Source organism: Microbacterium sp. VKM Ac-2923 (genome assembly GCF_022815605.1).
Classification (GTDB): domain Bacteria; phylum Actinomycetota; class Actinomycetes; order Actinomycetales; family Microbacteriaceae; genus Microbacterium.
Genome location: NZ_JALGRP010000004.1, coordinates 88671 through 103146, shown reverse-complemented (window position 1 = coordinate 103146; position 14476 = coordinate 88671). Strand labels below are relative to the sequence as shown.

The window sequence follows — 14476 nt, the reverse complement described above, 5'->3', positions numbered from 1 at the left end:
AAGGAGATACAACATGGCTAAGCTCAGCACCGAAGAGCTGCTCGACGCGTTCAAGGAGCTCACGCTCATCGAGCTGTCCGAGTTCGTCAAGGCGTTCGAGGAGACCTTCGACGTCACCGCTGCCGCCCCCGTGGCCGTCGCCGGCCCCGCCGCCGGTGGCGCTGCCCCCGCCGAAGAGGTCGAGGAGAAGGACTCGTTCGACGTCGTCCTCGAGGCCGCCGGTGACAAGAAGATCCAGGTCATCAAGGTCGTCCGCGAGCTCACCTCGCTCGGCCTCGGCGAGGCCAAGGCCGTCGTCGATGGTGCTCCCAAGGCCGTGCTCGAGGGCGCGAACAAGGAGACCGCCGACAAGGCCAAGGAGGCCCTCGAGGCTGCCGGCGCCACGGTGACCCTGAAGTAATCACGCTTCACGCGGTCGCGGTAACGCGATACACGAAGACCCGGATGCCACTGGCATCCGGGTCTTCGTCGTTTGCGGCCCGGGATGCCGGCGGGCTCCGGACGCTCCGCGCCGTGTGAGACCCGGTTTCACCGCGTGAGGGACCGATGTTCACCAGATCGAAATGTATAAGTCTGGGAAAACCGTATGCCATCGCTTACGGTCGTGGGGAACCCCCGTCGATCCCCCCATCCGACGTCGATCGTTCGCGCGTCGGTACCTGGAGACTCATGCCCAACGCTGCCTCGCGCGTACCCGCGCGCCGCTTCACGACCGCGCTGAGCGCCGCCCTCGGCGTCGCTCTGCTCGGTTCCGCACTCGTCCCGCTTCCGGCCTTCGCCGCCGACGGCCCCCGGGTGGTGATCAACGAGGCCTACCTGAAGGGTGGGAGCAACGGAGCCTTCTTCAACAAGAAGTTCGTCGAGCTGTACAACGCCGGCGACACCGCTCAGGACCTCAGCGGGTGGTCGCTGCAATACCGCTCAGCGAGCAGCGTGGCGGCCCCGACCGGTGCGAACACGCAGCTGTTGACCGGGTCGATCGCCCCCGGCGGGTACTACCTCATCGGACTGCCGGGCAACGGTGACGGCAGCGTCGGCGCCGACTTGCCCGCCGCCGACATCACGAGCGGGGGCCTCAACCCCTCGGGCACCACCGGCCAGCTGTTCCTCGCCAATGTCGCGGAGTCGCTCGCGGTGCCCGCGGGCTCCGTCGCCGACAGTCGCGTCGTCGACTTCCTCGGGTACGGCGGCGCGGCGAGCTTCGAGACCACGGCGGCGTCCGTCGACGGCCCCAACGGTACGGCGAACGCGCTCGTGCGCACGGGCTTCGTCGACACGAACGACAACTCCCTCGACTTCACCAACACCACCACCGTGACGCCCCAGGGCTCGGGCGGCGCGGTCACGCCGACGCCCGCGCCGACCGCCACGGCCACCCCCACAGCGACGCCGACCGCCACGCCGACGCCGACACCCACCGCGACCGTCACCCCCGGCACGGTCACGCCGATCCGCGACATCCAGGGCACCGGAGCGACGACGCCGCTCGCCGGCGCCACCGTCACCACGCGCGGTATCGTCACCGCCGCCTACCCGACGGGCGGATACAACGGGTTCTTCGTCCAGACCCCCGGCACGGGCGGTTCGCTGGACCCTGCCACCCAGACCGCGTCCGACGCCATCTTCGTCTACGGCTCCGACGCCGCGAAGCAGGTGTCGATCGGCCAGCACGTCGAGGTCACGGGCACCGCGGGCGAGTTCTCCGGGCAGACGCAGATCACCGCCGACTCAGCCTCCGTCCGCATCCTCACGGAGCAGGCCGCCGCCGTGCAGCCCGCGGCGATCACGTGGCCGAAGACCGATGAGGAGCGCGAACGCTTCGAGGGCATGCTTCTCGCGCCGCAGGGCGACTTCACCGTCACCAACACCTACTCGACCAATCAGTACGCCGAGGTCGGCCTCGCCGCCGGCGAGACGCCGCTGCGCACCCCCACCGACGTGGCGCGCCCCGACAGCCCGGAGTACGTCGCGGCCGTCGCCGACAACAAGGCGCGCGCGGTCGTGCTCGACGACGGTGCCTCGATCAACTTCCTGAACGACGCCAACAAGGGCATCCCGCTGCCGTACGTCTCGCTCACCGAACCGGTGCGCGTCGGGGCCGCCGTGGAGTTCACCCGTCCCGTCATCCTGGACTTCCGCAACAACGCATGGAAGTTCCAGCCGACCGGACAGCTGACCGTCGACAACAAGGCTTCCGTGCAGCCGGCGACGTTCGAGAACGATCGCACCGCGGCCCCCGAGGCCGTCGGCGGCAACGTGAAGATCTCGAGCTTCAACGTGCTCAACTACTTCACGACGACGGCCGAGAGCGTCGGGTGCACCTCGACCTACAAGGACCGAGAGGGCAACCCCGTCACGGCTGACACGTGTCCTTCCCCCGGTCCCCGTGGAGCGGCGAACGACGCCAACCTCCAGCGCCAGCAGGCGAAGATCGTCGCCGCCGTCAACGGCCTCGGTGCCGATGTGGTCTCACTCGAGGAGATCGAGAACTCGGCCGTCTTCGGCAAGAACCGGGATGCCGCGCTGTCGACCCTGGTCGATGCCCTGAACGCCGCGCTCGGCTCACCGGAGTGGACCTTCGTGCCCTCGCCGGCGGTGCTCCCGGCATCCGAAGACGTGATCCGCACCGCCTTCATCTACAAGAAGGCCGTCGTTGCGCCGTCCGGCGACAGCGTCATCCTCGACGACCCGGCGTTCCGCAACGCGCGACAGCCGCTCGCGCAGGCCTTCGCCCCCGTCTCCTCTCCGGATGCCAAGATCCTCGCGATCGTGAACCACTTCAAGTCCAAGGGCGACAGTCGTCCCGCGGCCACCGGTGACAACGCCAACGGCATCCAGGGAGCCTTCAACGGTGACCGCGTGCGTCAGGCGGAGGCTCTCGGCGCGTTCGCGAAGACCCGCTCGGCTGAGGTCGGCACGGACGATGTCTTCCTGCTCGGAGACTTCAACGCCTACACGCAGGAGGACCCGATCCAGAAGCTCCGCGAGTACGGCTTCGAGCCGCTCGAGGCGGGCACGGGGAAGTACTCGTACTCCTTCAGCGGGCAGTCGGGCTCGCTCGACCACGTGCTGGCCTCGCCGTCGGCGCGCGAGCTGGTCACCGGCACCGACATCTGGAACATCAACGCGGTTGAGGCGCTCGCGCTGGAGTACAGCCGCTTCAACTACAACGTGCTGAACTTCTACGACACCACGCCCTACCGGTCCAGCGACCACGACCCGGTGATCGTGGGCTTGGATCTCGGGCCCGAGACCACCGACATCACCCTGCTCGGCATCAACGACTTCCACGGTCGGATCGACGCCAACACGGTGAAGTTCGCCGGCACGATCGAGAGGTTGCGGGCGGAGGCCGGTGAGGACAACACGCTCTTCCTCTCCAACGGAGACAACATCGGCGCCTCGCTCTTCGCCTCGGCGTACTTCGACGACGAGCCGACCATCGAGGTGCTGAACGCGCTCGAGCTCGCGGCATCCGCCACGGGGAACCACGAGTTCGACAAGGGCGCCGCGGACCTCACCGGACGCGTGACCGACGCCGCGGACTTCCCCTACCTCGCGGCGAACGTCTATAAGGACGGGCAGCCGCTCCTCGACGAGTACGCGATCTTCGAGGTCGACGGACTCCGCGTGGGCGTCATCGGCGCCGTCACGCAGGAGACGGCCCAGCTCGTCTCGCCCGGCGGCATCGAGGGGATCGAGTTCCGGGAGCCCGTCGCCGAGGTGAACCGCGTGGTCGCCGAGATCGAGGACCAGGTCGACGTCATCGTCGCCGAGTACCACGAGGGCGCCGCCGAGGGCGATTCGACGGGCGAGACCATCGAGGCGGCGGTGGCCGCGGGCGGCGCCTTCGCGAAGATCGTGAACGAGACGGATGCCGCGGTCGACGCGATCTTCACCGGTCACACCCACCAGAAGTACGCGTGGAACGCCCCGATCCCGGGCGGTGAGGGGACACGCCCGATCGTGCAGACCGGAAGCTACGGCGAGAACATCGGGGAGATCGTGCTGACCGTCGATCAGGAGAACGGCGAGGTCGTCGACTACTCCGCGCGCAATGTGCCCCGTCTCGCCGCGGCGACCGTGCCGAACGACCCCGCGCAGACCGCTGCGAACAGCGCCGCCCTGGACGCCGAGCTGATCGCCACCTATCCGCGCGTGGAAGAGGTCGACCGGATCGTGAAGCTCGCCCGTACCGAGGCCGACCGAGTCGGCGCCCAGCCGGTCGGATCGGTCACGGCCGACATCACCACCGCATTCCGCGGCGGTTCGTACGTCGACGGCGTCTACACCGGCGGCCAGCGCGACGACCGCTCGAAGCAGTCCGCGCTCGGTGGCCTGGTCGCCGACGCCCTGCGCGACACCCTCGCGGATCCGACGCGCGGCGGGGCCGAGATCGCCTTGGTCAACCCGGGTGGTCTGCGCGCAGAGCTGCTCTACGGCGGCGACGGGATCATCACGTTGGCCGAGGCCAATGCCGTGCTGCCGTTCGTGAACAACCTCTGGACCACGACGCTGACCGGCGAGCAGCTGCGACTCGCGCTCGAGCAGCAGTGGGGCAACACCGCCGGCCGCGACCGTGATCTGGCGCTCGGTGTCTCCGACAACGTCCGCGTCACCTACGACGTGGCGCGGGGTCCGGGTCAGCGCATCACCGGTATCTGGATCGACGGGGTGGCCGTCGACCCGGCGGCGCAGTACCGTGTCGGCTCGTTCAGCTTCCTGCTGCAGGGTGGTGACGCGTTCAAGGCGCTCGGCCAGGGCGCGGACACCCGCGATTCGGGCCTGATCGATCGCGACGGCTGGATTGCCTACCTGGAGGCGAATCCCGGCCTGACCCCCGACTTCACCGCCCGTGCGGTGCAGGTCTCGGGCATCCCGGCCGAGGTCGTGCCCGGCGGCGACGTGACGCTCGCCGTCTCGAATCTCGACCTGACCTCGCTCGGCGCTCCGGCGAACACCTCGCTGGCCCTGGATCGGGACGGCGACACCGCGACCTCGCCGACCTTCCCCGTCATGAACGGGGCCGCGACGGTCACCTACGGCGTCCCGGCCGACGCTTCGGGCGTGGTCGAGCTGCACCTGGTCGCGCAGCCCAGCGGGACCGACGTGTCTGTGCCGATCCAGGTCGGCGTGCTCGGCGGCGGCTCCGGCTCCGGTGCGGGCCAGGGTGCCGGCGTGGGCCAGGGCGGCGGCTCGGGGCAGGGCGGGTCCCTTCCCTCCACGGGTGCCGACACGGGCTGGATGGGTGCCGGTGTGCTGGCGGCACTTGCGCTGCTCGGGCTCGGTGTCATCGCCCGTCGCCGGTCGGTTCGCCACAGCGACTGACCTTCGTCGTCACGAAAGCCCCGGATGCCATGTCATCCGGGGCTTTCGCCGACGTGCGCGGGCGACTCCGGACGTCACGGTATCCGGGGCCCTCGTCGTCTCAGGTGGAGCGCGGGGGAGCGGTGGACGCGCGCACGACCAACCGCGTCTCGGCATCGGTGCGCGGTGGCGCCTCGCCGGTGCCTTCGATCATCGAGACGAGGATGCGCGTGGCCTCGATCCCCTGCGCGAGGGGGAACTGCTCGACGGTGGTGAGGGAGAACATCTCGGCGTAGTCGTGCCCGTCGATCCCGACGACGCTGAGTTCGGTCGGCACCGAGATGCCCATCCGTCGTGCGGCGATGATCACCCCGATGGCCACCTCGTCGCACGCGGCGACCACCCCCGTCGGACGTGAAGCCGCGTCGGCGAGGAACGAGGCCGCGGCGGCGTACGCATCAGTGATGGTGAGGGTGGAGGGGACATCGCGGATACGCACGGCGAGACCGTGGTCGTTCATCGCGTTGCGGTAGCCGATCGAGCGCTCGTCGACGTCTTTCGCCGGGGCGTCGGTGCGGGGCGTGCTGCCCACGAAGGCGATATCGGTGTGACCGAGGGCGATCAGATGCTGCGTGATGATCCGCGTGATGGCGATGTTGTCGAGCCCGAGCGTGGGAACGCCGGAAAGGGCGTTGCCGATGCTGACCACGGGCTTCCCGATGTTGGCCAGGCGTTCGAGGTCGGCGTCGTCGGGCTCGAGGGCGACGGCGATGATGCCGTCGAAGCGCTTCCTGGCGAGGTAGGTCGAGTACAGGCTCTCGCGATCGTTCGAGCCGGGCTCGGCGACGTACAGGGTCACGTCGTAGCCGAGGGGGATGAGGGTCCGCTCGACGCCCTCGACGATCGAACCGAAGTACCAGCGGTTCACCTTCGGCACGATGAGGGCGATCGTGCGGGTGCGGCCCGTCGCCAGGCTCACCGCACTCGTCGAGGGGACGTAGCCCAGAGATGCCGCGGCATCCACGACCCGTTGGCGAGTGCCGTCGGAGACGTAGCCGCCGCCCGTCAGGGCACGGCTGGCGGTCGACTTGGACACGCCGGCCAGGCGCGCCACCTCGGCGATTCCGCTCATGCGTGGTCTTCCTCGTCCTGCGTCGACGTCCGTGTCGACGTCGAAGAAGATTATCCGACATCGGGGAAAAGTGGAACCGGTTCCGGGTCGAGGTGTGACGCGGCAACGCCGCCAATCCGCTAGTTATCGGTTCGTGATCTGGTCACGGTTGCAACTGTTGTGGATTGCCTCTACGGTTGCCTGGAATCGGTTCCCGAATGGATCCGGTGCACCACAGAACTCAAAGAGGAGAGACCACATGGGTATGTCACAGCGGACTCGCCTGCTGGCGCCCGTCGGGCTGCTGGCGGTCGGTGCGATCGCTCTCGCGGGCTGCGCCGAAGGCGACAGCGGCGGCGCGAGCGGATCGGGCGGAGGCGAGACCACGGTCCGCATCTCGGGCGGAATCACCGGAACCGAGGCCGACGCGCTGAACCAGACGTTCGAGCAGTTCACGCAGGACACCGGGATCAAGGTCGTCTACACCGGCGACAAGGGCTTCGAGGGCAACATCGTGACGAAGGTGTCCGGCGGAGACGCCCCCGACATCGCGATCGTCCCGCAGCCGGGTCTGCTCAAGACCCTCATCGGCACCGGCGATGTGCAGGCAGCCTCCGACGCCGTCTCGTCCAACGTCGACGAGTACTGGGGAGAGGACTGGAAGTCGTACGGCACCGAGGACGGCACCTTCTACGCCGCCCCGATGCTCGCCAACCTCAAGGGCTACGTCTGGTACTCGCCCGCGAAGTTCGCCGAGTGGGGCGTCGAGGTTCCCAAGACGCTCGACGAGCTCATGACGCTGACCGCGACCATCCAGCAGAAGACCGGCGCCGCCCCGTGGTGCGCAGGCTTCGCGTCCGACGCCGCGTCCGGCTGGCCGGGAACCGACTGGGTCGAGGACATGGTCCTGCGCCTCTCCGGCCCCGACGTGTACGACCAGTGGGTCGCCAACGAGGTCAAGTTCACCGACCCGCAGATCAAGGCGGCCTTCGACGCGGTGGGTGACATCCTCCTCAACCCGTCGTACGTGAACGCCGGTTTCGGTGACGTCAGCAGCATCAACTCGACCGCGTTCGCCGACGTCGCCGCCAAGGTCGCCGACGGCAGCTGCCCCATGACCCACCAGGCCTCGTTCCTTTCGGCGAACTTCCTGACGGTCACCAACGCCGCGGGCCAGACGCCCACGATCGCGCCCGACGGTGACGTGTACGCGTTCCTGACCCCCGGTGTTACCGAGGGTGAGCTCGCGGTCGAGGGTGGCGGCGAGTTCGTCGCGGCCTTCTCCGAGGACGAGAGCGTGCAGAAGGTCGTCGAGTACATGTCGACCCCGGAGTTCGCCGACGCCCGCGTCAAGCTCGGCGGCGTGATCTCCGCCAACAAGGGTGCGGACCCCTCGCTCGCGTCGAGCGAGTTCCTCACCGAGGCGATGAAGACGCTGCAGGACCCGAGCACCACGGTGCGTTTCGACGCCTCCGACCTGATGCCGGCGACTGTCGGCTCGGGCTCCTTCTGGAAGGGCATGGTGAGCTGGATCGACGGCTCGCCCACCGACCAGGTGCTCAGTGACATCCAGGCCGGTTACGACAACTAGTCGGAACCGACGAATCGATGGGCCGCCCGCGACGCGGGCGGCCCATCCGGTCCATACTCATAATCCGCCCCACGCACCACACGGGCACTCATCGATGAGCACGAAGGCGTGTTCGGGAGGGACGTCATGACCGATATCAAGAACGCGGAGACGACGCCGACGGCGTCACCACCTCCGACAGGCCGGGGCAAGCCCGCGTCACGCGGCTCCGCAGCCACACGTCGGACCACGCTTCTCGTGGTCCTCGTAGGTCTCATCCTGGCGGTGGCCCTCTTCCTCTTCATGGTGACGCGCGCCCCCGCCGACACCAAGCCGACCACCCTCGGCTTCTCCCTCAACAGCTTCTTCATCTGGCTCGGCGGGCTGAGCCCGATCGCGCAGATCCCGCTCGTGCTCCTGGTGTTCGGCGCCGTGGTCGGCCTTCTGCTGCTGCTCATCGAGTACGCGCCTCGCTCGGGCAAGGGCTATTTCTGGCTGCGACTGGCGGCGTGCTTCGTCATCCCTGTGCTGGCCTTCATGCTGCTGCGGCCGTACCAGAACGCCGTCGTCTACGTCCTCGGCATCGCCATCATCCTCGGGGCGATTCTCTTCTACGCCGACTACCGCTCCCGGCAGGGCGCGGGGTACCTGTTCCAGCTCATCCTGTTCGCCGCCCCGGCCGCGATCCTGCTGCTGCTCGGCCTGGTCTATCCGGCGATCACGACGTTCTTCCAGTCGTTCTTCGACAAGACCGGGGAGAACTTCGTCGGCTTCGAGAACTACATCTGGACCTTCACGAACCCCGAGGGCTTCTGGTCGGTCATCAACACGCTCATCTGGGTGCTGCTCGCGCCGACCATCGCCACGGCGATCGGCCTCGCCTACGCCGTCTTCATCGACCGCGCGGCGGGGGAGAAGTACCTCAAGGTGCTGATCTTCATGCCCTTCGCGATCTCGTTCGTGGGCGCCGGCATCATCTGGAAGTTCGTCTACGACTTCCGTCAGGGCGACCAGATCGGCATCCTGAACGCCATCGTCACCTCCTTCGGCGGCCAGCCGATCTCGTGGCTGTCGGCGGCACCCCTGGTCAACACGCTGCTGTTGGTCGTGGTGTTCATTTGGAGCCAGACGGGCCTCGCCATGGTCATCCTGTCGGCGGCCATCAAGGCCGTCCCGCCGGAGCAGAACGAGGCCGCCGAGCTCGACGGCGCGAGCGCCTGGGAGCGTTTCATCAACGTCACCGTCCCCGGCATCCGCTCGTCGCTCATCGTGGTGCTCACCACCATCGCCATCGGCGCGCTGAAGATCTACGACATCGTCGCCGTCATGACCGGCGGTCGTAACGACTCGACCGTCCTCGCCTTCGAGATGGTCAACCAGCAGCAGCGCTTCCAGAGCTACGGACACTCCGCGGCACTGGCGGTCGTGCTGTTCGTCTTCGTGCTGCCGCTGATCATCTTCAACGTGCGCCAGATCCGGAAGCAGAGGGAAGTGCGATGACCACCTCCACCGTGGTGCTCGAACCCACCACCGACACCCGCACCGCCCGCCAGGTCGCCCGCGACACGCGAAAGCACGAGGCCATGGCGCGCAGGCGCCTGACCTCCAAGGGCGCCACGATCGCGGCGATCGCGATCGCGTTCTTCTGGACGATCCCGACGTTCGGGTTGTTCCTCACCTCGTTCCGCCCCGGATCCGACACCCAGTCGACCGGGTGGTGGACGGTGTTCACCAACCCGTCGTTCACGCTGGAGAACTACCGCCTCGCGCTGACCTCCGGCGGGACGGCGCTGACGCTGGCCCAGTCGTTCCTGAACTCGCTGGCGATCACGATCCCGGTCGTGCTCTTCGCCCTCGCGATCGCGTCGCTCATCGCGTACGCCTTCGCATGGATCGACTTCAAGGGCCGCAACTTCTTCTTCATCTTCATCTTCGCGCTGCAGATCGTGCCGCTGCAGATGGCCCTCGTGCCGCTGCTGAGCCTGTTCTCGCGAGGGCTGACGATCAACGAGGTCACGATCTTCCCGGGCTTCGACCTGCGCGGGGCGGAGCACAGCTTCGCCACCGTGTGGATCGCGCACGTGATCTTCGCGATGCCGCTGGCCATCTTCCTGCTGCACAACTTCATCGCAGAGATCCCCGCGGAGGTCATCGAGGCGGCGCGCGTGGACGGCGCCGGTCACGGGCAGATCTTCTTCCGCCTGATCCTGCCGCTCGCCGCTCCCGCCCTGGCGTCGTTCGCGGTGCTGGAGTTCATCTGGGTGTGGAACGACCTGCTGGTGGCGACGATCTTCGCGCCATCGTCCTCCCTACCACTGACCCAATCGCTGAACTCGCTGTCGGGCACGTGGGGCGACCAGTGGTTCCTGCAGTCCGCGGGAACATTCATCTCGATCCTGGTTCCGCTGATCGTCTTCTTCCTGCTGCAGCGCTTCTTCGTGCGCGGCCTGCTGGCGGGGGCGACGAAGGGCTGAGGCTCGATCTTCCCGCGAGGGGCGCGGCGTCCGAAGGGGTGCCGCGCCCCTTCTTCGCGCTCGCGCGGGCATGTGCGGCAGCGGTGCGGTGAGAAACGGCATCCGTCGCGAGACACGCCGTGACACTGCGTGTCTCGCGAGGCGGTGCGTTTGTCGGGCGGGGTGGGCGGATGCCGGGGCGTCAGCGCAGGCGGGGCGGTCAGGAGCTGCAGCCGAGGCGCGATTGGATGTCGCGCATCGCGTCGATCTCGGCGGACTGCCCGCTGACGATCGTGCCGGCGACCTCTTTCACCCGCGGGTCGTCGCCGAGCTCGATGACGGCCTGCGCCATGGGGATCGCGCCCTGGTGATGGCGGATCATCAGGCCGAGGAACAGGCAGTCGGCGGGCTGGCCCTGCAGGGCGCTGAGCTCGTCGAGCTCGGCATCCGAGGCCATTCCCATCTCGGTGAGCAGCTGCTCCTGCGTGAGCGCCGCGGTATCGCCGTGGCTGTGCTCGCCCGACGCTTCCATCCACGTCATGAGCGGCTGGCTCGACGCCTGCGGCAGGCCCCACTCGACGAGCCACCCGTACATCTCGCCGCGCTGACCCGCCTGACCGGTCGCGATGTCGTACGACAGGGTGCGCAACTCGTCGTCGTCGGTCTTGCGGTAGATCTCCATGGCCATGAGCACCGCCTGCGTGTGGTGCACCTGCATGTCGCGGGCGAAGCCGGCATCCGCGGAGGTTTCCGACGGGTGCGCGGGCGCGGCCGTCGCACCGAACGCCGTGAAGCGTCCGACCGCGAAGACCACGGCCATCACGGCGACCGCGACGACCGCGACGACGATCCAGCGGACCGCGGGACGCGCCGCCGGAGCGTCGTCGCTCACGTCAGGCCTTGCCCGGACCGTCGATCGCGCCGGAGCAGGCGGCATTGGGCTCGGGGACATTCTGGCTACGCCAGAACTCCGTGAAGAATTCCTGGATGCGCGGGTCGGTCGGGTCGTCGACCTTGAGCTGGTTGTTCCATCCGCTGACCGCGACGGGGGTGTCCATGTCGGGGTACGGGGAGAGGATCGCATAGCTGGAGGGCAGGACGGCCTTGAGCGCGTCGACACCGGCCTCGCCGACCCGGGCCGGGTCGTAGGTGACCCAGATCGCGCCGTGCTCCATCGAGTGCACCGCGTTCTCGTTCACCTGCGGCTCGGTGTAGACGCCGCAGTTCAACCAGTAGGGGTTGTGCGGGCCGCCGGCGGGCGGGTTCTGCTCGTACGTCACCGTGCCCTGCACGTGGTCGGAGCGGTTCTCGAACGTCTGGACGCCGCTGATCTCCTGCCCCGTGGCGTTGCCGGCCTCGTAGCTGGGCGCGGGCGCGGGAGCGAGCGCGAAGGATGCCACCACGAGCCCGATCACGGCGAGGGAGGCCACCGAACCGACGACCCACCACACCAGCTTGCCGCGCTTACGGCGTGCCACCTGCTTCTGGTACTCGGCCAGCTTCTCCTGGCGCTTCTGCTCGCGCTGCTGCTTGACGGTGAGCTCGATCTGAGCCTGCTTGGCGGGGTTGCCGCTCGCTCGCTTATCGGAGGGGGAGGTCATGCGGTGTGTTCAGTCTCTCTTCGGGGCGGGACACATCGGCATCCGCCGACACGTCCAGCCTATTCGGGCGAATGGGCCGGTGGCCTGGGAGGAACCCCCGAGCCGGAATGGTGGCACGAGGGGAGTCGCGATAGTATGACGATGTCGAATCGATTCGAGGTTCGACGATCCCCCCACTTTCTCAGCCCGATTCCGTCGGGCTGTCCGTCGTCACGAAACGAGACCAGCCGCGTGCTCGATACGTCTTCCCACCCCGTCATCACCCCCTCCCCCTCCACGACGCCCTCGTCGTCGGCGGGCGTGCCGTCGCGCCCCGTGCCGACGGCCACAGGCGCCATCCGGACGCTGGGCAAGAACCCGGCTACCGCTCCGATCGTGCTGCACCCGGGCGACGCGATCCCGGCGTCGCGCCGCGTGCTCTACATCGTGCTGCTGGGTGCCCTGACCGCGCTCGGTCCGTTCACGATCGACCTGTACCTGCCGGCGTTCCCGGTGCTCGAGGCCGACTTCCAGACCACGGCCGCGGCCATCCAGCTCACCCTGACCGGCACCATGATCGGCTTCGCGCTGGGGCAGCTGATCGTCGGCCCCCTCAGCGACAAGGTCGGTCGCAGGCTTCCGCTGCTCTCGGTGACCGCGCTGCACGTGGCCGCCAGCATCTTCGCGGCGTTCGCTCCGACGCTGGGCACCCTCTCGATCGCGCGCGTGCTCATGGGCGCCGGCGCCGCCGCAGGCGGCGTGGTGGCCGCCGCGATCATCCGCGACCTCTTCGGCGGCCGACGCCTCGTCGTCATGCTCTCGCGCATGGCGATGGTCTCGGGCGTCGCCCCCGTGCTGGCGCCGCTGGCCGGCTCAGCCCTGCTGCTGGTGATGAACTGGCGCGGGATCTTCGTCGTGCTCGCGGTCTACGGCGCGGTGATGCTTGTGTCGGCGATCATCTTCATCCCCGAGACGCTGCCCGCGGCACGTCGTGGCGGCCCGGGAGCCACGACCGTGTGGCAGCGGTACGGCAGTGTTTTCCGCGACCGCGTCTTCATCGGCGTGCTCGTCATCGGGGCGATGGCCTTCAGCGGTCTGTTCTCGTACCTGTCGGCATCCTCGTTCCTGTTCCAGGTGACCTACGGATTCAACCCGCAGCAGTACGGGGTGCTGTTCGCGGTCAACTCCGTGGGAGTCGTCGTGGGCGTCCAGGTGGCGTCGCGACTCGCCGCGCGCTTCGGGCCGCAGTGGGTGCTCGCGGTGTCGACCGCGGTGCTGGTGCTCGCGGGCGGGGCCATCGTGCTCACCGATCAGCTGGGCCTGGGCCTGTGGGGCACGGTCATCCCCCTGTTCTTCTTCATGACCGCGTGCGGCTTCACCTTCCCGTGCGCGCAGGTGCTGGCGCTCGACCGGCACGGCAAGGCCGCCGGGACGGCGCAGTCGATCATCGGCGCGGCCAACTTCGGTGTCGCCGGCATCATCTCGCCGCTGGTGGGACTTCTCGCGACCGGTTCGGGGATCACGGCGACGACCATGGCATCCGTCATGGTCGGGTGCGCGGTGATCGGCGTCATCGCGCTCTGGACGCTCGTCCGTCCGCGCACGGTGGAGCGTCTCGCGCCCTGACCGGTGCTCTGCGGATGCCGCGTGTGGCGGCGAACAGTATCAGAGCCGTCGGAACAGGCTGTCGGCGTGCCCGACCATTCCGCGGCGCCGCGGGACGCGGCATCATGACGTGATGGATGACAGAGCGATGGACGACCGGGCGATCGATGTCGTGCTCGACACGCGACCGCAGCGTTTCCGGGCCGTCGTGGGTGTCGTGCTCCTGGCGCTCGCGTGTGGACTCGGGGCGTGGGTCTTCTTCCGCGGTCCCAGCCCGTTCGGGGTCGACGTGTGGTGGAACCAGCTGTTCGCCGCGGCTCCGTCACAGCCCGTCTACGTCTTCGCGCTCGTGATGGACACGGTGGGGGGTCACCTCACCGCCGTGCTGATCGTGCCGCTGCTGGGGGCGTCGGCGCTGGTCCTGTCGCGCCGACGATGGTCGGCGGTGTACTTCCTCGCCGCCTCGGTGGGGAGTGCGCTGTTCGTGCAGGTCGTCAAGCACACGTTCGGCCGCGCGCGTCCGGAGGACATCCTCATCCTGAGCGACTACGGCTCGTTCCCCTCGGGGCACACGGCGAACGCCGCGACCATCGCCGTGGTGGCGGCGGTACTGTTTCCGCGAGTGTGGGTGCGCATCGTCGGTGTCGCCTGGGTGGTGCTGATGGCGTTCAGCCGCACCTACCTGCACGCGCACTGGCTGTCGGACACGGTGGGCGGCGCGCTCGTCGGCGCCGGAGCCGCCCTGGTGTTCGCCGCGGCGTTCTCGCGCTTGCGCGCCCGTGACGAGGACCGGCTGACGATCCGGCGCGCGCGGAAATCGGATGCCGAGGCGTCGGCCTCGTCGTAGGCT

10 protein-coding genes are annotated in these 14476 nt (G+C 68.5%); 7 read left to right on the top strand and 3 right to left on the bottom strand.

All coding sequences use genetic code 11. The features are described 5' to 3' along the window. Positions 1-13 precede the first annotated feature (13 nt). Both rplL and MT347_RS08280 read left to right on the top strand, forming a co-directional pair. The gene (gene rplL, locus MT347_RS08285) at positions 14-400 is read left to right on the top strand and encodes a 50S ribosomal protein L7/L12 (protein WP_058232706.1); all 387 of its coding nucleotides are present in this window, start codon (positions 14-16) and stop codon (positions 398-400) included. Between the two features lie 269 nt (positions 401-669). Next, the gene (locus MT347_RS08280; protein WP_243499993.1) at positions 670-5328 is read left to right on the top strand and encodes an ExeM/NucH family extracellular endonuclease; all 4659 of its coding nucleotides are present in this window, start codon (positions 670-672) and stop codon (positions 5326-5328) included. Between the two features lie 100 nt (positions 5329-5428). Here MT347_RS08280 and MT347_RS08275 read toward each other — a convergent pair whose 3' ends face one another. After that, complete coding sequence (locus MT347_RS08275) at positions 5429-6439, bottom strand: LacI family DNA-binding transcriptional regulator (RefSeq protein ID WP_243499991.1); 1011 nt, start codon at positions 6437-6439, stop codon at positions 5429-5431. 238 nt (positions 6440-6677) lie between these two features. On the opposite strand from MT347_RS08275, the gene MT347_RS08270 reads away from it, so the two are divergent. The 3 genes from MT347_RS08270 to MT347_RS08260 all read left to right on the top strand — a co-directional run bounded on the left by MT347_RS08270 (position 6678) and on the right by MT347_RS08260 (position 10462). Next, entirely contained in the window at positions 6678-8009 is a 1332-nt protein-coding gene (locus tag MT347_RS08270) for an ABC transporter substrate-binding protein (protein ID WP_243499989.1), read from the top strand. 282 nt (positions 8010-8291) lie between these two features. Then, complete coding sequence (locus tag MT347_RS08265; protein WP_279391190.1) at positions 8292-9488, top strand: sugar ABC transporter permease; 1197 nt, start codon at positions 8292-8294, stop codon at positions 9486-9488. Further along, the gene (locus tag MT347_RS08260) at positions 9485-10462 is read left to right on the top strand and encodes a carbohydrate ABC transporter permease (RefSeq protein ID WP_243499985.1); all 978 of its coding nucleotides are present in this window, start codon (positions 9485-9487) and stop codon (positions 10460-10462) included. The genes MT347_RS08265 and MT347_RS08260 overlap by 4 nt, the downstream gene beginning before the upstream one ends. Before the next feature lie 199 nt (positions 10463-10661). On the opposite strand, the gene MT347_RS08255 is transcribed toward MT347_RS08260, so the two are convergent. Both MT347_RS08255 and MT347_RS08250 read right to left on the bottom strand, forming a co-directional pair. After that, the gene (locus tag MT347_RS08255; protein ID WP_243499983.1) at positions 10662-11333 is read right to left on the bottom strand and encodes a DUF305 domain-containing protein; all 672 of its coding nucleotides are present in this window, start codon (positions 11331-11333) and stop codon (positions 10662-10664) included. Between the two features lies 1 nt (position 11334). After that, positions 11335-12042: a DUF3105 domain-containing protein gene (locus MT347_RS08250; protein WP_243499981.1), complete on the bottom strand. Its 708-nt coding sequence runs from the start codon at positions 12040-12042 to the stop codon at positions 11335-11337. Between the two features lie 231 nt (positions 12043-12273). Between MT347_RS08250 and MT347_RS08245 the strand changes: the two genes are divergently transcribed. Continuing rightward, on the top strand, positions 12274-13647 hold the full coding sequence (locus MT347_RS08245) for a multidrug effflux MFS transporter (RefSeq protein WP_243499979.1): 1374 nt from the start codon (positions 12274-12276) through the stop codon (positions 13645-13647). A 112-nt stretch (positions 13648-13759) separates the two neighbouring features. After that, on the top strand, positions 13760-14473 hold the full coding sequence (locus MT347_RS08240) for a phosphatase PAP2 family protein (protein ID WP_243499977.1): 714 nt from the start codon (positions 13760-13762) through the stop codon (positions 14471-14473). Positions 14474-14476: the final 3 nt, after the last annotated feature.